Here is a 16565-nt window from a genome sequence, read left to right on the forward strand (position 1 = left end):
AATTTTTATGTTGAATCCCATTCAGGTACAACGGATTCGTGCTATTGGATTAACCGTGAGTGATGCCGATCGCTCTCAGGATTTCTATACGCAAGCACTAGGGTTTGAACCCGTTTCAGACATCACGGTTGAAACAGAGGATTACAGCGACTTAGTAGGGGTGGCTGAGGCAAAAATTCGCATTGTCACCTTGCAGCTTGGAGATGAACTGATTGAGCTGATGCAGTACCTCAATATTGAGGGAAAACCTATTCCCAGGGATTCGCAAAGTAATGATTTGTGGTTTCAACATTTGGCGATCGCAGTTAGTGATATGGATCGGGCTTATGCTCATCTGCGATCGTTTCCAATTGAACCGATTTCAGTTGAACCGCAGACGATACCGCCTGAGAATAAAGCATCTGCGGGTGTACGAGCCTTCAAATTCAAAGACTGCGATCGCCACCCTTTAGAGTTAATTTGGTTTCCTCCTGATAAAGGACAAGAAAAGTGGCATCAAAAGAGCGATCGCTTGTTTCTAGGAATCGACCATAGTGCGATCGCGATTAGCAACACCGAGCAGAGTCTAAAATTTTACCGCGACTTGCTAGGAATGCAGGTTGAGGGTGGCAGTTTCAACCAAGGTGAAACCCAAGCTCGACTTGATAATTTACCAGAAGAAGTTGAAGTCCAAATTACAGCACTGCGACCTACTCAAGGCGGTTTAGGTATTGAACTGCTAGACTATCTCGTGCCTCCAATGGGTCGTCCGATGCCGAGTGACTGGAAAAGTTACGATATTGCCAATATGCAAATTGAGCTAGTTGTCAACGACATTGAGCAAGCTGTGGAGATGTTGCGGCAGAATGGGGTTGAGTTTGTGTCGTCGCGGGTTGTGGAGTTTACAGAGAGCTGCTGTCCTTATCGCCAAGGTTGTTTAGTCAAAGATCCTGACGGACATGGTATGTTGGCGATCGCGAAACAAACCTCCTTGCAAAAATCAGCGAATTATTGAACTCAGAGGCGGCAAATAACCTTGGTAACTCTTGCTCATGCTTGGTGGGAAAAGTACAACAGAGGAAAGGTTTTGTATTTTAGAGTTTAGCCAAGGGTACAGCCGTCAAAGCGTGGGCAAGGATTGAAGCACAAATGACCGGGCTACTCACAATCCAAGGTTCCTCCACTCACCCCCTAAGTCCAACAATAAATCTTTTTACAGAAAACATTAGTGGACAAACAGTGTTCTTATCCACCTAGTTTGCTGAGGACAAAAGCAGCGAGGAACCCGAAGACGGTAATTAAGCCAGCAAAATCATGCGCTTGCTCGAAGGCTTCAGGAATCATCGTGTCTGACAACATAGCGAGAATCGCGCCAGCAGCCACGGCGGTAGTTGCGGCAATAATTTCTACAGAGAAGTGACTGAAAAGAGCATAGCCTAGAAATGCTGCCACACCAGATACAACAGCGATCGCTCCCCACACGCCAAAGATGTAGCCTATTGAACGACCTGCTTTTTTCATGCCTGCGGCGCTAGAGAGTCCTTCGGGAACGTTCGAGAGGAAGACTGCTGCTACAGTTACCCAGCTCACGGTTCCTCCCTCAATCATGCTGACACCAATCACAATTGACTCTGGAATCCCGTCAAGCAGTGCGCCAACTGCGATCGCTAACCCACTCCCACCATTTTCATCTTCAGATGGCTGCTGCTTACCAGAACGCTTGCGATGTTTAGCTCCCTGATGAGCTAGATACCAGTTTGCCGCTGTATACACAGCAGCACCACCTATAAAGCCGATCGCTGTTGAGTCGAAACCGCCGCGCTTATAAGCCTCATCCATTAGCTCAAATGCTAGCGCTGAGATCAACACACCAGCACCAAACGCCATAATGGCAGCGATCGCACGTTGGGGAATTCGGACAAAGTAGCCCAACCCGGCTCCCAATAGCAGTGCTGAACCACCAACTAAACCCCAGAATCCCGCTTGTAACCACAATGGAAACATAACTTTACTTTTGTGCTTGCTATTTGATATCGCCGATCGCTTTGCCCACATCCGTTGGAGTTTCGTATTCCTCATCGGGCAACTGCTCCAACGTTGAACAAACATTCTCGATCGCACCTTGCTGCTTGACGTGTTCAACCAAGTCTTGCTTGCTAGTGGGATCATCAACTGCTTTCAGGAATTTCTGTACCTGCACTGGATTCACTACAGCCATTTTTTCCTCCTAGAAATCTGTTGTAATTCACTGCCTTAAAAGTACGGTCTATCTGCCTGTTGCTTCCTCTACTAGGAAGTACAAGCTATTACTAAATCACTGTGTAACCAGGTCTACAAAACCTTTTTTCTACACTGATTAATCCAAGTGCGACGGCACTTTTCCAAGTCGAATACGCCGAAGTACCTCGCCAACTGTTGCCACAATCAAAACACCAATAATCACGGTTAGAGTATCGTGAACTGTTGGTTTGAAGCCACCAAGAGCAACGAGGAGCGTGGTCGCAGCAGCAGGAGGATGAGAAGCACGTAAGAGTAATCCTCCCAGCATATTCAAGGCGATCGCGATCGCAGCCGCCCACACCCGAACAGGAGTTAGCTCCTTAGTCGAGAGAACGGCAGGAGCATCCCCAGCACCCAGAAGCGTAACGGCAAGTAGGCCTGCACCCAGTCCGAGCAAATGCCCGACAACTGTGTTGTAGAATCGTGCCGATCGCTGATCTGGAGTTTCAACTTGTAAGAAAGCCGTCGGGCCAAGGCTAGGGAAAAGCCACGGTTGACCTGCTAAAAGTCCAATCAAACCCACTACCAAAATCAATCCACCCGCCCCAAGGGGTGCCCAAACCTTGTCAGGCACCGAGGCAGGCCACCGACGCTTCTGTTGGGAACTACTGTGGTTCTCCTGCTCAGTTCTGCTCATAATTTTTTACCCCTACGCTGCAACGACAAGCGCTTGTGGTGCCGCCTGCTTGATTCGGGTCAGTAACCAGAGAATCTGCCGTTCGGTCTGTTCATCGAACTGCTGACAGATTTTTTCCATCTCTAGATCGCGTAACGCTCTTGCCGCTTGTAAGAGAATGATTTAGCACAAATGAATTTCATTGCCTAACAGCCAAAGATCGTGAAGGTCGCGCACCAAAGCCAGACTGCCTGATCGCGGCTCTTCAAACAAAGACTGTTTTAGGCGATCGGGTTCATCGCTTTTCTCTTCAGAATAGCGATCGACAAAGGGTTTGATGTCCTTGGCGTGTTCCTCAGACCAAGATGCCAGGAGCTTACACATATTGTAAACATCCGGTTCATCGCCGTGGTGGTTGGCAATCGTTTTAAACGCATCAGCCAGATCCTGTTCGCTGTGGTGGAGTATTCCCAGATAGTTGCCTACGTGCATCGCTCATACCTCCTGAAGGTTGAGTATCTCTTTGACCGTATCGACTACATCCTCGCTGGCACCTTCCATCATCTTCTCGAAAAGAGCCGACGCTGTTTTGCGGATACGCACAGCAGCATATTTGAAATGCGGCTGCTTACTCACCGGGTCCCATTCCGTAATCGTTAGCTCGTTGGCAGCACGAGACCGACCTGACTCATCCCAATAGCCATAATGGAAGGGAATAAACACAAGCCCAGGCTCGATATCCCCCACTCGTGCCGGCACGACAACCCGGCCTCGACGCGACTCAACTACGATCAAATCGCCTTCCTTAATGCCGTGCTTCGTGGCGTCCTCCTGAGAGATTTGCACAAAGGCATCGGGCTCTGCTTGATTGAGTTCTTTAGAACGTCCGGTTTTTGTTCGGGTATGGAAGTGATAAACGACCCGACCTGTTGTCAGCCATAGCGGGTATTCCTGATCGGGCTGTTCGTGAGGTGGCTGGTAGTCAGCAGATCTCAGGAAGGCTTTTCCTTTAGGGTCATTGGCATGGTATTCCTGCGGTGGTGTTGCAGCACCCGTAACCAGGTCGTGACCGTAGATTTCGCAGTAGTCAGCGCTGGTGTTGAACACGCCGTCCTCATAAAGGTGCGGCTTTCCATTGGGGTATTGCTCATTGCAAGGCCATTGAATCCCTGACCCTCCCGTCAACTTGGCATAGCTCAAGCCTGTATAGTCACAGGGGCGAGCGCGCGTGCATTCTTTCCAGGCTTCAAACGTTTCTTCTGGGTTGCTCCACTTAATTAATGGTGCGCCATCTTTATCGCGGAAATCCATGCGTCGGGCATAGTCGAGGAAGATGTCCAAGTCTGAACGGGCTTCCCCTGGTGGGTCAATTGCCTTGTGGGAGATGTGTACCGTCCGGTCAACGTTGGTGTAGCAGCCCGTCTTTTCACCCCAAATCGCCGCCGGTAAGACAACATCAGCAAATTTAGTGGTTTCCGTGGAGAAGGCATCTTGCACGATGACAAACAGGTCATCTTTTTCTAGAATGCGGCGGATACGGGGTAGGTCTGGCATTGAGACGGCTGGATTTGTGGCACTAATCCACAGCATCTTAATTGAGCCTTGCTCCGCATACCGCCAAATCTGCATGGCGTGCGTCGGTGGTGCCCAGTGGGGGATGATGTTAACATCGACATTCCAGAGCCGCGCCAGTTCAGCGACGTGTTCTGGATTGTCCCAATTGCGAAAAGCGGGAAGAGCACCGTCAGCGCCGCATTCGCGGGTGTTCTGCGCGGTTGGTTGACCGTTCATCTGGTAGATGCCGCAACCAGGGCGACCTATTAAACCGCGAATTAAATGGATATTATTCACCTGACAGGCGGCGGCGGTTGCCTGCATGGATTGATAGACACCTTGAAGAGCTGTAGAAACGAGTGTGTTGGTTGTGCCGAGAATTTCAGCGGCAGCGCGTAACTTATCGGCAGGAACTCCCGACACCTGCTCGACACGTTCTGGTGTCCACTTGCTGACAGTTTCTTTGAGCTTCTCAAATCCGACTGTGTGAGCTTCAATGTACTCTTTATTAATATGACCCGCTTCAATCATCAAATTCAGCAGACCGTTGAGCACAGGAATGTTGGTGCCAACCTTTAGCGCTAAATGGACATCAGCTTCCTTGGCTGTCGCTGTTTCGCGGGGGTCGATGACAATAAGTTTTGGGGGATTGGGGCCACCTCTGCGATCGAGGATTCTCATCCACAGTACAGTCTGCTGCGAAGCAATATTGTGTCCGACGTGCAGAATAGCCTCGGTGGTGTCGAGGTCAGTATAAGAACCAGGTTGTCCATCTGTTCCGAAGGACATCTGCAACGCGGCGGCGGATGTAGCCGTACACAGCCGCGTGTTCCCGTCCATATGGGGAGTTCCCAGTCCTGCCTTACCGAGTACACCCAGCGTATAGTATTCCTCTAGGAAGAGTTGCCCAGTAGTGTAGAAGCCAATGGCACCACTGGTATACTTATCCCGAATTTCTTTTGTGCGTCGAACAATCAAGTCCATCGCTTCATCCCAACTGGCTCGTTCAAGCTGACCGTTGCGACGAATTAAAGGATGGGTTAGGCGGTCTTCACTATTATTCGCGACCCACCCGTGCAACCCTTTGGGTCCGAGTCGCCCGTGGTTCACTGCATCTACTGCACGACCGCGAACTCCAACAATTCGTCCATCTTTAACACCAATATCAATCCCACAGCCATTGGAGCAGAGGAGACAGGCAGACTGAACCCAATGGTCAGGTTCCTCAACTATCCGCTCATCTACTCGTACTGGCCAATCACCAATGTAGGGCGTTCGTTCACCCCAAATGTCGGCAATACTATCGCGTGTTTGTTTCATTTTAATTCTTACTTACTTGTTGTTTAATGCTGAATAACAGCGTGTTGATTGTTGGCTTTTTTCGCCTTAATTAGTGACAAATTCAACCCTGTTGACTTAACTTTGGCGCTTCCGTTTGACATCCCAGTCTATTTCAGCTAATTACCTCGATTATTGAAATATGTGCTTCAGTATTTTAGATTCGGCTTGATACGAAAGCACTTCACCTAAAGAGAGAATTATTCAGTGTAATCAAGGTTGCCTACTTAGGGCTTGCTGAATCAGTGCCCGGATGTGATGCTGTCTGGGTTATGCGATCGCGGGATCGAGAGTCGAGTGCAAGGAAAACAGGTAAAATAGGTCAAAACCTTTGCATTACCATCTGCGATTGCGTCCCTAAAAGCTGAGTCTGTTCCCTGCGAACCCTTCGACTTTGAACTCCCCAACGGATGCAAGTTGGCAGAAGATAACCGTTGGGTCAAAATGGCCCAACTAATTCCGGGTGTCAGATAATTCATTGTCCAAAAATGAGAGCATCCAGCGAATACGCACCCAGACCTAAAATCGCGATCGCTCTCCACCTCAGCCAGTCCATAAACACCTTTTCTCAGCGTTTGCTAGAACTAGATACTGGTTGTACTCTCTCATCCAAAGATTTTTGCAAACGATCGATCGCACAATGCAGACATTTCATTTCATGGGCAATTCGGTCTAGTTGTATGGAAACAGGAGTTTGTTCTCGAACAGCTTGCCTCGTGGACGTTACAGAACTTGGATTTGTAGCCAACTCTGATATCCTAGTGATATGTAACTGTTCAATATCAGTGTGAATTGCTTCGAGATAAATATCTAGCCTCGGTAAAGCTAGAGGTGGGTGTCCCTGTTCCAGGGCATTTGCTAAATTCTCTAAAATTTGGACAATCGCATCGGTAAATCGCTGGAAATCTGCAAATTGGTAGTCTCCGCTAAATTTCCGCTGATGTTCTGCTAGAGTTGTGACAGAGCTGAAAAAGGCACGAATGTAGAGTATCAGCATCGCGATCGGTTCTACTTCTCCTCGAACGTGACGGGGTTCGCTGAATAACCTTTGAGCCGCAGCATTCGCATTCGCATTCTCTAATGCCGCTTGATGACGCAGGTTTCTAATAGTTTCAGTAGAGCAGTTTTGTTCTGGGTTGATGTAGCTAGCTGCAACTTGTTGAAAGTACGCGAGATTAGATCGAATAGTTTTTGCTAGTTGTGCCGGAAGTTGCGATCGCTCCCAACTGGGGAATAACAAATAGCTACCTAGTAATGCTAAAATTCCTCCAATTAAGCTATCGACAATGCGTAATACTCCAATCTCCCAGCCGCCTTTACTTGTCACATTCAGTAGCAATATGATTGCGGGAGTGAGGAGTGTGATAAAAATGCCGTAGCTCAGCGATCGCACCGACATAGCAGTGACTAAGAGTATCAGAAGACAGACTAATATTGCCACTGGATTGTGGATAAGTATGACCAGGACAATGCCAAAGATGCCCCCCAATGTGGTTCCAATCACCCGTTGCACCGTTGTCTCAGAAGTACCGCCAAAGTTCGGCTTTAGGGCAACTAAAGCAGTGAGCGTGACCCAATAGCCTGTCGGTACTTGCAATAACACGGCTACTAATTCGGCAGTCGTTACTATTAGCGCCAGCCGTAAAGCGTGACGAAAAATAACAGAATTAAACGTGAGATTGTTCCGCAGCGTGTCAATGATTGAAGAACGCTGTGGCTGTATCGGGGGATTAATGTTTAGCTGGGCGATGCTGCGTCTTTCTCCCCGTTGTAAATCTGTGGCAATTTTCGCATCGGTATGAATTTGTTCTGCTAGCGCTTTCAGACTAGCTACAATCTTGCCAAGACTCACCAAGTCAGCATAGTCATCTGCGTGAGCCAAACTCGCCTGATTCAGGACTTGAGAGTGTATGACTTGCCATTGGTATTCTAGTGCCTCGATCGCCCGATCCAAATCTCCCAAGCGAACAACACTCTTTTCTTTGGGGAGCGATTCTGATAAAACTTGCAAAGCTGCTGCCAATGCTTCTATCACTTGGTGAATTTCTCTGTGCAACTGCTGGAATAAGGAACCAGAGGAAGCGATCGCTAACAGTTCAACCAGTGCTACAACAGAATTAGTAATTTGGTTAGCATCCTCAATTAAGACAAGTAACTGATTGCCGCGCAAATCAGCACTTTCTCGGCCCGTCCACACAGCACCCCAAACACTCCGGGCAGAGGTCAAATCCTGTATTACCCTGTCTTGAGCTTGTAAGAATTGCTCTGCCCACTTCCGACGATCCTCCAGAGTTAAGGGTATCTCGCTTGCCATTCGCAAAAATTTGCTCAATGTGGCATAACAACTGCTGGCTGCTTCGATCGCAGGTGTATAAGGGCGTAGCACCCACAATCCTAGAGATAACACCATCGCCCAGACACCTCCAGCTAGGCACAGCGCGCATTGCAGAAAAACAGTAGATAAATCGGGGAACGAAGCGAATTTTGCTAGCGAGACGATAAACATAGTTGATGTAACCAGGCTAACCGTCGCGGCGATCGTACCAAACAGACCAGCTAAGCCAGCGATGAACATCACTAAGAACGTGGCTGGAATAGCTAGCCAGAGGGTACTACTAACCAGATTCGCCATTAGCAAGGCGACAGTAACGCCAATGGTTGCTGCGAGCATGACAGTGGCTTTTTGGCGATAGGCTCCACCCGTATCGACCATCCCAACAAACATAGCTCCCATCACCGCGATCGCACTGGCAGCAGGATGACCTGTAATGAAGCCAACTGCAATGGGCCCACTCACTGCCAAAAGGGTACGCAAGCCGTAGAGGATGTCAGGTTTACCCGGCTTGAGCTGAAACTGCTGCAACAGCCAGTTGAGAGATTGTCGATCGCCAGATGGCATTATTAGGCTACCTCTTTAAATAAAATCAACTGGTTTCAGCTTAATTTTCGTGATACAATTGATGAGACAAAAAAAGGTTTTTAACAGATTCTTTAGCAATGATTACTTTAAAAAGTTTGACATAGAATCTATTTGAAAGGTAAGCCTTGGTTCACCGTCCAAAAATCAGAGCGTCGAGTGAATACGCACCTGGGCCTAAAACCGCGATCGCCATCAACATTACACAGTACATAAACGCTTTTTCCCAGCTTGGCGGTTCGCCTTTTCCTAAAGGCCCTTGATATTGTCCTTCAGGAATTAAGTAGGGATCGCGAGCCACAAAAGGCTTACGTTGGGAGATGTGTAAATAGGCGGCAAACACCATTGAGCCGAGAATTGGTAAACTCGCTAATAGAGTCAGCAATCCCAGAATGAGGCAAATTCCACCGCCCACCATCGATGCTGCTGATAGAAAGCAAAGAAAGAGCGGCATTTTGAGAGAATCAGCCCACTGTCGAAGATGCGTTATTTTAGGATAGCCGTGCAGTAGGAACAATATACCGACACTAACTCTTAATAGTAAAAGCATTACGCCTTGAAGTCCGGCGGGGAAAACAGTATTAAGCGAACTGAATAGGTTTAGACCTAGCTCTGGTAGATTAGATGAAATGTTAGTAGCTAATAGAAAACTAAGCGCAAAGCCAAAAACAAATTTGTAAATCATTATCAGGTTTGACTCTTCGTCTATAAATTTGGTTGTGTTACAAATGATGCTGGCTGAACCAGCAAAGCGACAAGACAGTTATTTTATAATCACGTTTTTCCTCCTCAATAAGTCGAGTCATGATTTGGATAAAAACTACCTGTCTTGTCAAGTATTAAATGATGTAGAATTCCCAATTTATAGCAGTCGCACAATCGTTTGACTTCCACCCTCGGCTTTAATTTCTAAAGCAATAGCCTTGCCGTTATCGTCTTGTTCTTGCCACAATTCATTGGGAAAATCAATTGTATGACCATAGGCAACTTCATTACGTCCGATCTCAATGGTTAAGTCATTCCCTTTACCGACAGGATCGTAGACCAATGACCATAGTGGCTGATCTTTAACAGGGGTTTGAACCCCAAGTTCCGGATCGAGCACTTCAAGCACAATCAAACGTCCCTTGTTACCATTTGTAAATGTATCGCAAAACTCTACCCATTGCTCTGCCGGAATCTGTTTATTGATTGACATTTTTTTCTCCTTTAAATTTGGATGAATGGTGTGGATACTTACCTGTATTTCTGCAAGCTGGAACTGTAAGAATCGAAAGCTGGGCTATTGACATCCACCCCGCGGCGTGAACGCACGGAGATTCCATCTATTCAAGCCAATCAAAAATTGATAATTGCTTAAATTCTGGTGGGTTGACGCTTCTTTGGGTGCTGCTATCCTGGGATAGTCTTATGCTTCCTCCACGCCCGTTTAAAGTCTCCGAAAGTCCTCCGGCGACTAAAATGTTAGTTGCGGCGTTAATATCCCTATCATGAGACGTGCCACAGTTCAGGCAAATCCATTCTCGAATTGAGAGATCTAACTTCCCCATTTTAAACCTACAACAAGAGCAGGTTTTAGAAGTCGGTTCCCATCTATCAATGACTCGAAAATCTCTGCCATATTTTTCTGATTTAGCTTCTAAGAAAGTTCTCAATGTTCTCCAACCTAAATCAGAAATTGCACGGGATAATTTGCGGTTCCTAACCATTCTTGACACATTTAAGTCTTCTAACACAATCGTTTGATTCTCACGAATGAGTTGAGTTGATAACTTGTGCAGGAAATCTGTGCGAGTATCCGCTAGTTTAGCGTGAAGTTTAGCTAACCGCTTTCGATAAAATTCATGTCGTTTAGAGCCTTTGGTTTTCCGAGATAGAGATTTAGATAACTTTTTCAGCTTCCTAATCCTTTCCTTTAGGGGTTTTGGAGCTTTTATTTTTTGTCCGTTACTCAGAGTTGCAAAGGTTGAAATTCCTAGATCGATACCAACTGAACTATCAGAAAATGGCAAGACTTCGGGTTGAACTTCCACGACAAAACTGAGGAAATATCGGTCAGAACTGTCCTTGATGATTGTGACTGAACTGGGGTCTGAGGGCAACTCTCTTGTCCAAACCACCTTAAGCTTCCCAACTTTCGCTAAATAAACCTTCTCACCTTTGATGGAAAATCCTAATTTAGTGAATCGGGCGGATTGTTTAGATTTCCGCTTTTTAAAACGAGGGGGTTTAACTTTTTGTTCCTGACGTTTCCCTTTACAGGAATTGAAGAAGTTTTGGTATGCTTGCTCTAAATCGTTTAAGGATTGTTGCAGGGGAACTGCTGAAACTTCTGATAACCATTCCCGTTCCTCTAACTTCTTAGCGTGAGTAATGAATTGCTTTTGCAGTTTGGCATTTTTCGGTTTCTTTTTGCCTCCAATATATTCAGAAATGCAAAAAGCTAGACTATCGTTCCATACTACTCTGACACACCCAAATAACTTGGCTAACGCCAATTTCTGAGAGGGTGTTGGATAGCATCGGTAGCGATATCTAGCTTTCATTTCTTTTTGATATTTACTGTCTTTATCTTAACATAAACCAGCATAAAAAGCCGTCGAGCGAAGGACGGGGCTTTAAACCCAAAATTTTCGGTAAATGTTGAGCAAACTACGATCGCGTTAGCATGGTGCTATAGCATAGTAGGGCGCTGTTAGCAAGCTATTAAGGTCGCTGAACGCCACGAGTATTGAGGTCGATCGCATATAAAGATGTGCCTGCCGTAATAAACAGGCGATCGCGCTTCACTCCACCAAAGGTGAGGTTAGCACAAGTCTCCGGCACCAGAATTTTCCCTAAGCGAGTGCCATCGGGCGCATATACCTGCACGCTATCCTGAGAGCTAGTAAAGATATTGCCGTACTCGTCCACGCGCAACCCGTCGGGTTGACCCGGATCGATGACTGCAAATACACGACCGTTGGTTGCGCGCCGACCACTTACAACCTCGTACACGCGGATATGATGAGGCCCATCTGGAATGTTGAAAGCAGCGGTATCCGATACGTACAGCAGGTTTTCGTCGGGACTGAAAGCGAGTCCATTGGGACGCACCATATCCGTCACGATCGCATCGATCTCACCCGTTGCCGGGTCAAAGCGGTATACGAAACATCCCGGTTGTTCCTGTTCGCCCCCATATCCTTGGTTTGGCTCAGTGATGCCGTAGGGTGGGTCAGTGAACCAAATTGTGCCGTCACTTTTTACCACCAGGTCATTTGGGCTGTTGAGGCGCTTACCCTGATAACGGTCTACTAAAACCTTCCACTTACCGTCATACTCGCGTCTGATAATGGCACGTAAACCCGACGAACACGCGACCAAACGACCCTCCAAGTCGCGGTAATTCCCACTTTGATAGTCGGACGGGTCGCGCAGAACGCTGACTCCATCAGGGTTACTCCAGCGCAACAGTCGGTTGCCGTGAGCATCGCTCCACACAAGGCTGTCGTCTTCGTGGAAGTAAACGGGGCCTTCGCTGTGAACGGTATCAGTGGCCAGCTTTTGGAGCGAGGCATCTGGGCGCACAAGCGAGTGCAGGCGATCGTCATAAATTTCGATGGTTTCAGGCATGGTATCTCTTGCCAGTTAACGCACATTGAGCTGCGATCGTTACAGCTTTAAGTTCAGGGTAATTGTCGTTTAATTAGTGTCAATTACACCTTCAACCACAGCAATAGATTAGCGAACTATTTTTGTGTAAGTAATATCGCTAAAATCAGAATCTTTCGTTATGTAGGTATGACTACTAAGCCATCAGGCAGATGACTCTATTTAGTTTAAAGTTGTGAGCGGGAGCAAAAATCTATCCTAAGAGCTATTTCCGAATAGATGCACAGCCTGTGTTGCTAGATAAAGCTAAACTACTCCAAGAAGTTAATAAATAAAGCCACAATAACTTCAAAAAAAATTGCAATGGGAACCACAACAAATCACTATGATGTCATCATCATCGGGACAGGAGCAGGTGGAGGTACGCTGGCTCACCGCTTGGCACCCACCGGTAAAAAGATTTTAGTGCTGGAGCGAGGTGATTTTCTACCTCGTGAAAAAGACAACTGGAGCGCGAAGGAAGTTTACCAAAAGGAACGCTATCACACTGACGAACACTGGTATGACAAAGACGGTAAGGCGTTTCGTCCGCAGACGGGCTACTGGGTGGGTGGAAATACTAAACTTTATGGGGCAGCGTTGCTACGACTGCGAGAGCGAGATTTTGAGCAAGTAATCCACAAGGGCGGTATTTCCCCAGAGTGGGAACTCAAGTATGAGGATTTTGAGCCTTATTACACTCAGGCAGAGAAGCTGTACGATGTCCATGGAGAGCGAGGCCAAGACCCTACAGAACCGCCTTGCAGCGAGTCCTATCCCTATCCTGCGGTAAGTCACGAGCCTGATATGCAGACGCTTGTAGATGGCATCGGTAAGCTGGGGTATTACCCTTTTAATTTACCGTTGGGACTGAAGTTGAACGAGAGCGATCGCACTAAAAGTCCCTGCATTCGTTGCGATACCTTTGACGGCTATCCCTGTCTGGTGGGTGCAAAAGCTGATGCTGAAGTGAATGCCATTCGTCCCACTCGCGAGGCGTACTCTAATTTAACGCTGCTCACAAATGCCAAAGTTCTCAAACTGCACACTAGCGCGTCGGGGCGAGAAGTTACTGCCGTTGAAACTGATGTGAATGGCGAGTTGTATCAGTTCTCTGCTGATATTGTCGTAGTGGCTGGCGGGGCGATTAACTCCGCTGCTTTGCTGCTGCGATCGGCTAACGACAAGCATCCAAATGGACTGGCGAATAGTTCCGATCGGGTGGGGCGCAATTTTATGAAACATCAGGCGATCGCACTATTATCAATCCACCTTGAACCCAACCGAGCCAACTTTCAAAAGACGATCGCCGTTAACGACTTCTACTGGGGCGAACCGGATTTTCCCTACCCTATGGGCATGGTGCAAAATACTGGAAATGTTCTACCAGATATGATTCCGGGGGAAGCGCCGCCGCTTTTAGCACCCTTAGTGAAATTGATTCCGGGCTTTGAACTCCACCTGATTGCTGAACGAGCTGTAGGTTGGTGGCTGCAAATTGAAGATTTGCCCGATCCTAACAATCGGGTGCGTGTTGTTGGTGACAAGTTGCACTTGGATTACACCGTTAATAATACTGAAGCTGGCGATCGCCTGGTTCATCGCTGGACATCGGTGCTAAAGTCGATCGAGCGAAATGCCATGCACGTCATCCCGTTTAGCCTCTATCCTCGCAATAACATCCCTTTGCAAGCCGTAGCGCATCAATGTGGCACCTGCCGCTTTGGTAGCGACTCCAAAACCTCAGTATTAGACCTCAACTGCCGCACCCACGATGTCGATAATCTTTATGTCGTCGATGGTAGCTTTTTCCCCTCGAATTCTGGAGTCAACCCGACGCTGACGATCATGGCAAATGCTCTGCGTGTGGGGGATATTCTGGCTGAAATGTTGAGGTAGCAACTGACTCCAGCCGTTTTTCATGCTGACATAACTAGACCATGAAACAAGAACGTTTCCTCGAATCACTCGTCAACTTGTTACTGCCTCTGGGACTGATTTTCGGACTGGTACTTCTGTTGAGCCTCAATGTTGGAGGAGGAACATCAGCAGAAAGTGTCGCTAGCCCTTTGGAGTCTTGGCTTAAGATAATTGCGGGCTATTTGGCAGCAGGAGCAGAAATTGCGGCGGCAGTTGTGATTGGGCTGGGTGTGATTCGGGGCATTTGGGACTACCTACGGCAATTGTTATCGCGTTCGAGACAGCATGTAGATGCGACTGAAGGGATTCGCCTGAAACTGGGGCGAGTGCTGGCATTAGGGCTGGAATTTACCGTAGCCAGTGATATCCTCCGCACGGCAGTTGCACCAACCCGCCAGGACATTTTAAATTTAGGGGCGATTGTGATGCTGCGAACGCTGTTGAACTATTTCTTAGAGCGTGAGATTAGGCAGGGAGAGCAACATCGCTCATCCCCAAAGAGTGGAATGACAAACGAAGAATGAGTCAAAATCGTTCCAGCTTAAAACCCATCGAAGGCGCCAATCGCTCGCTCAGGCGTAGGTTAACTCTCAAAGGTGAACTGGCATTGGCGATCGCACCCACTGCAATTGTGTTGGGGGTATTCGCGCTGGTTGAAGTGCTGAGTCGGCAACGCCTCTTATTTGCATCCCTTGCCTCCAGTGCGTTTCTAATTTACCTCGATCCGCAGCACGGTACGAACACGATGCGAACGCTGATGATGGCTCAAATCATGGCAGCAATTATTGGCTGGATTACATACATGGTCTTTGGTTCTGGATATCTATCCGGGGGCATCGCTATGGTGGTGACAATCATCCTGATGATTCTAATGGACGTTGTACATCCCCCTGCTGTCTCTACTTCCCTGAGTTTTGCTTTGAAGGCTGGTAACGAAAATAACCTGGTTTTGTTTGGTTTAGCTGTCGGCATTACTGCCCTGTTAGTTGCACTGGAGCGCTTTACCCTGTGGGTGTTAGCTCTCCACAGCACATCCTAGCCTCGCTGCCGTTGTGCAAACCTAACTCATGAGTTTTAAATCTAAGATTCCAAGTTTTAAGGAGATTACGACGATGAATGACTTACAGCAATCTGAACCCCAAGACAAACCTCTCAATGCTCAAGAAGAGAACTCTGATAGCGCAGCATTAGCAAGTATTGGCTCATCTAGTCATCCCATGGCTACAGGGCTTGGGGCAATCGGTGGTAGTGTGGCCGGTGCCGCAATAGGTGATTCTGTTGGTGGGCGAGTGGGTGCAACGCTTGGAGCAGTGGCGGGAGCGATCGCGGGTAGTATCGCTGGAAATGCCCTAGCAGAAATGGCCGAAGAAGTAGCTCAGGAGGTAAACGAGACAATAGGGTTGGACTTGGGAGCCGATAAGAAGGAGATTGAGTTGCCCCGGCACTACTCCTGGGATGAGCTACGCGCTTTATCAAAGCCGCGGTTCCAGGAGCCTATTTGATTTTAGTCTCCAATCCCACTGCACCAACTGGCTTGCTCCTAGCTTCAAGAGCAACTGGTGATCGCACAACTCTGTCAAAGTCCAAACTGCCCCATCAAACTTTCTCGCCTTGGCTGCCTAGAGTGTGCGATCGCTAACTCTAATACCAATTTCCTAAAGTTCTGCTACAGATATAGCATCTAAAATAAATTACGGCGTTGGTGAATTAGGGTATGATGATTTGAGAGTGCGAGCGCCAAAAAATAACACTTCACAAAACGCAGAGCTTATGAAATGTCCTGAATGTCAGTCAACTCATGTTAATAAAAATGGTCAGAAAAAAGGTAAACAGAATTATATTTGTGTCGGTTATGGCAGACAATTTATAGAGGGCTATCAACCTCATAAAGGTTATTCTGAGGATGTGAAACGTGAATGTCTCAAAATGTATGTCAATGGCCTGGGTTTTCGAGCAATTGGGAGAGTCAAAAATGTGCATAATACGACAATCATTAATTGGGTCAAACAAGTAGGAAAACTCTTGCCAGATTTTTATGAGGCAGAAATAACTCCACAAGTGGGAGAATTAGATGAATTAGAAACATTTGTTGGCTCAAAAAAAACTTGCACCTGGTTATGGACAGCAGTAGACCATTTTAAACCAGGTATTCTAGGATGGGTTTTAGGCGATCGTGCGTGCCAAAACCTTTGAACCACTATGGGAGATTGTTAATAAATGGAAATGCCCTTTTTATGTGACCGATGGATGGAACCCACATTCCGCAGATATTCAAGCAGAAGGAAAGGAAGATAGATTCGGAAACACAAAACTCCCAAACGATTGCCG

General features: G+C 47.4%; 15 protein-coding genes and 1 pseudogene. 6 read left to right on the forward strand and 10 right to left on the reverse strand.

The features are described 5' to 3' along the window. Positions 1 to 7 precede the first annotated feature (7 nt). Positions 8 to 994 (forward strand): VOC family protein, encoded by a 987-nt coding sequence (locus QUA04_RS17325; protein WP_333258610.1) that lies wholly within the window; start codon positions 8 to 10, stop codon positions 992 to 994. Positions 995 to 1224: 230 nt separating this feature from the next. On the opposite strand, the gene QUA04_RS17330 is transcribed toward QUA04_RS17325, so the two are convergent. The 10 genes from QUA04_RS17330 to QUA04_RS17375 all read right to left on the reverse strand — a co-directional run bounded on the left by QUA04_RS17330 (position 1225) and on the right by QUA04_RS17375 (position 12299). Continuing rightward, positions 1225 to 1983, reverse strand: coding sequence for a ZIP family zinc transporter (locus QUA04_RS17330; RefSeq protein ID WP_333258612.1), 759 nt, complete (start codon positions 1981 to 1983; stop codon positions 1225 to 1227). Between the two features lie 19 nt (positions 1984 to 2002). Then, entirely contained in the window at positions 2003 to 2197 is a 195-nt protein-coding gene (locus QUA04_RS17335) for a DUF2795 domain-containing protein (RefSeq protein ID WP_333258614.1), read from the reverse strand. A gap of 138 nt (positions 2198 to 2335) precedes the next feature. Continuing rightward, complete coding sequence (locus QUA04_RS17340) at positions 2336 to 2896, reverse strand: HPP family protein (protein WP_333258616.1); 561 nt, start codon at positions 2894 to 2896, stop codon at positions 2336 to 2338. Between the two features lie 162 nt (positions 2897 to 3058). Next, a complete protein-coding gene (locus QUA04_RS17345) occupies positions 3059 to 3367 on the reverse strand; it encodes a hypothetical protein (protein ID WP_333258618.1) in 309 nt (102 codons plus the stop codon). Between the two features lie 3 nt (positions 3368 to 3370). Then, positions 3371 to 5749, reverse strand: a complete 2379-nt coding sequence (locus QUA04_RS17350; protein ID WP_333258620.1) for a nitrate reductase — start codon at positions 5747 to 5749, stop codon at positions 3371 to 3373. 586 nt (positions 5750 to 6335) lie between these two features. Beyond that, positions 6336 to 8666, reverse strand: a complete 2331-nt coding sequence (locus tag QUA04_RS17355; protein WP_333258622.1) for an FUSC family protein — start codon at positions 8664 to 8666, stop codon at positions 6336 to 6338. A 151-nt stretch (positions 8667 to 8817) separates the two neighbouring features. Continuing rightward, complete coding sequence (locus tag QUA04_RS17360; RefSeq protein WP_333258624.1) at positions 8818 to 9369, reverse strand: DoxX family protein; 552 nt, start codon at positions 9367 to 9369, stop codon at positions 8818 to 8820. A 177-nt stretch (positions 9370 to 9546) separates the two neighbouring features. After that, positions 9547 to 9882, reverse strand: a complete 336-nt coding sequence (locus QUA04_RS17365; protein ID WP_333258626.1) for a DUF5335 family protein — start codon at positions 9880 to 9882, stop codon at positions 9547 to 9549. Between the two features lie 127 nt (positions 9883 to 10009). Then, positions 10010 to 11230, reverse strand: a complete 1221-nt coding sequence (locus QUA04_RS17370; RefSeq protein WP_333258628.1) for an RNA-guided endonuclease TnpB family protein — start codon at positions 11228 to 11230, stop codon at positions 10010 to 10012. 160 nt (positions 11231 to 11390) lie between these two features. Beyond that, positions 11391 to 12299 (reverse strand): SMP-30/gluconolactonase/LRE family protein, encoded by a 909-nt coding sequence (locus QUA04_RS17375; protein WP_333258630.1) that lies wholly within the window; start codon positions 12297 to 12299, stop codon positions 11391 to 11393. Between the two features lie 342 nt (positions 12300 to 12641). Between QUA04_RS17375 and QUA04_RS17380 the strand changes: the two genes are divergently transcribed. From QUA04_RS17380 to QUA04_RS17400, 5 genes and pseudogenes are all read left to right on the forward strand, one after another. Continuing rightward, entirely contained in the window at positions 12642 to 14216 is a 1575-nt protein-coding gene (locus QUA04_RS17380) for a GMC family oxidoreductase (RefSeq protein WP_333258632.1), read from the forward strand. A gap of 41 nt (positions 14217 to 14257) precedes the next feature. Then, the gene (locus QUA04_RS17385) at positions 14258 to 14761 is read left to right on the forward strand and encodes a DUF1622 domain-containing protein (protein ID WP_333258635.1); all 504 of its coding nucleotides are present in this window, start codon (positions 14258 to 14260) and stop codon (positions 14759 to 14761) included. Further along, positions 14758 to 15276 carry an HPP family protein gene (locus tag QUA04_RS17390; RefSeq protein WP_333258637.1) on the forward strand — a complete coding sequence of 173 codons (519 nt, stop codon included), beginning with the start codon at positions 14758 to 14760 and terminating at the stop codon, positions 15274 to 15276. Before QUA04_RS17385 ends, QUA04_RS17390 begins: the two co-directional genes overlap by 4 nt. A 73-nt stretch (positions 15277 to 15349) precedes the next feature. After that, complete coding sequence (locus tag QUA04_RS17395; protein ID WP_333258639.1) at positions 15350 to 15739, forward strand: glycine zipper domain-containing protein; 390 nt, start codon at positions 15350 to 15352, stop codon at positions 15737 to 15739. Between the two features lie 268 nt (positions 15740 to 16007). Further along, positions 16008 to 16565, forward strand: a pseudogene (locus QUA04_RS17400) (IS1 family transposase); the annotation flags it as partial.

Source organism: Microcoleus sp. S13_C5, assembly GCF_036700845.1.
In the GTDB taxonomy this organism is placed as follows: domain Bacteria; phylum Cyanobacteriota; class Cyanobacteriia; order Cyanobacteriales; family Microcoleaceae; genus Microcoleus.

What these genes read in the sequence shown, in the direction of transcription:
- QUA04_RS17325 (WP_333258610.1), top strand. Translation starts at nt 8, where the DNA reads ATGTTGAATCCCATTCAGGTACAACGGATTCGTGCTATTGGATTAACC.
- QUA04_RS17330 (WP_333258612.1), bottom strand. Translation starts at nt 1,983, where the DNA reads ATGTTTCCATTGTGGTTACAAGCGGGATTCTGGGGTTTAGTTGGTGGT.
- QUA04_RS17335 (WP_333258614.1), bottom strand. Translation starts at nt 2,197, where the DNA reads ATGGCTGTAGTGAATCCAGTGCAGGTACAGAAATTCCTGAAAGCAGTT.
- QUA04_RS17340 (WP_333258616.1), bottom strand. Translation starts at nt 2,896, where the DNA reads ATGAGCAGAACTGAGCAGGAGAACCACAGTAGTTCCCAACAGAAGCGT.
- QUA04_RS17345 (WP_333258618.1), bottom strand. Translation starts at nt 3,367, where the DNA reads ATGCACGTAGGCAACTATCTGGGAATACTCCACCACAGCGAACAGGAT.
- QUA04_RS17350 (WP_333258620.1), bottom strand. Translation starts at nt 5,749, where the DNA reads ATGAAACAAACACGCGATAGTATTGCCGACATTTGGGGTGAACGAACG.
- QUA04_RS17355 (WP_333258622.1), bottom strand. Translation starts at nt 8,666, where the DNA reads ATGCCATCTGGCGATCGACAATCTCTCAACTGGCTGTTGCAGCAGTTT.
- QUA04_RS17360 (WP_333258624.1), bottom strand. Translation starts at nt 9,369, where the DNA reads ATGATTTACAAATTTGTTTTTGGCTTTGCGCTTAGTTTTCTATTAGCT.
- QUA04_RS17365 (WP_333258626.1), bottom strand. Translation starts at nt 9,882, where the DNA reads ATGTCAATCAATAAACAGATTCCGGCAGAGCAATGGGTAGAGTTTTGC.
- QUA04_RS17370 (WP_333258628.1), bottom strand. Translation starts at nt 11,230, where the DNA reads ATGAAAGCTAGATATCGCTACCGATGCTATCCAACACCCTCTCAGAAA.
- QUA04_RS17375 (WP_333258630.1), bottom strand. Translation starts at nt 12,299, where the DNA reads ATGCCTGAAACCATCGAAATTTATGACGATCGCCTGCACTCGCTTGTG.
- QUA04_RS17380 (WP_333258632.1), top strand. Translation starts at nt 12,642, where the DNA reads ATGGGAACCACAACAAATCACTATGATGTCATCATCATCGGGACAGGA.
- QUA04_RS17385 (WP_333258635.1), top strand. Translation starts at nt 14,258, where the DNA reads ATGAAACAAGAACGTTTCCTCGAATCACTCGTCAACTTGTTACTGCCT.
- QUA04_RS17390 (WP_333258637.1), top strand. Translation starts at nt 14,758, where the DNA reads ATGAGTCAAAATCGTTCCAGCTTAAAACCCATCGAAGGCGCCAATCGC.
- QUA04_RS17395 (WP_333258639.1), top strand. Translation starts at nt 15,350, where the DNA reads ATGAATGACTTACAGCAATCTGAACCCCAAGACAAACCTCTCAATGCT.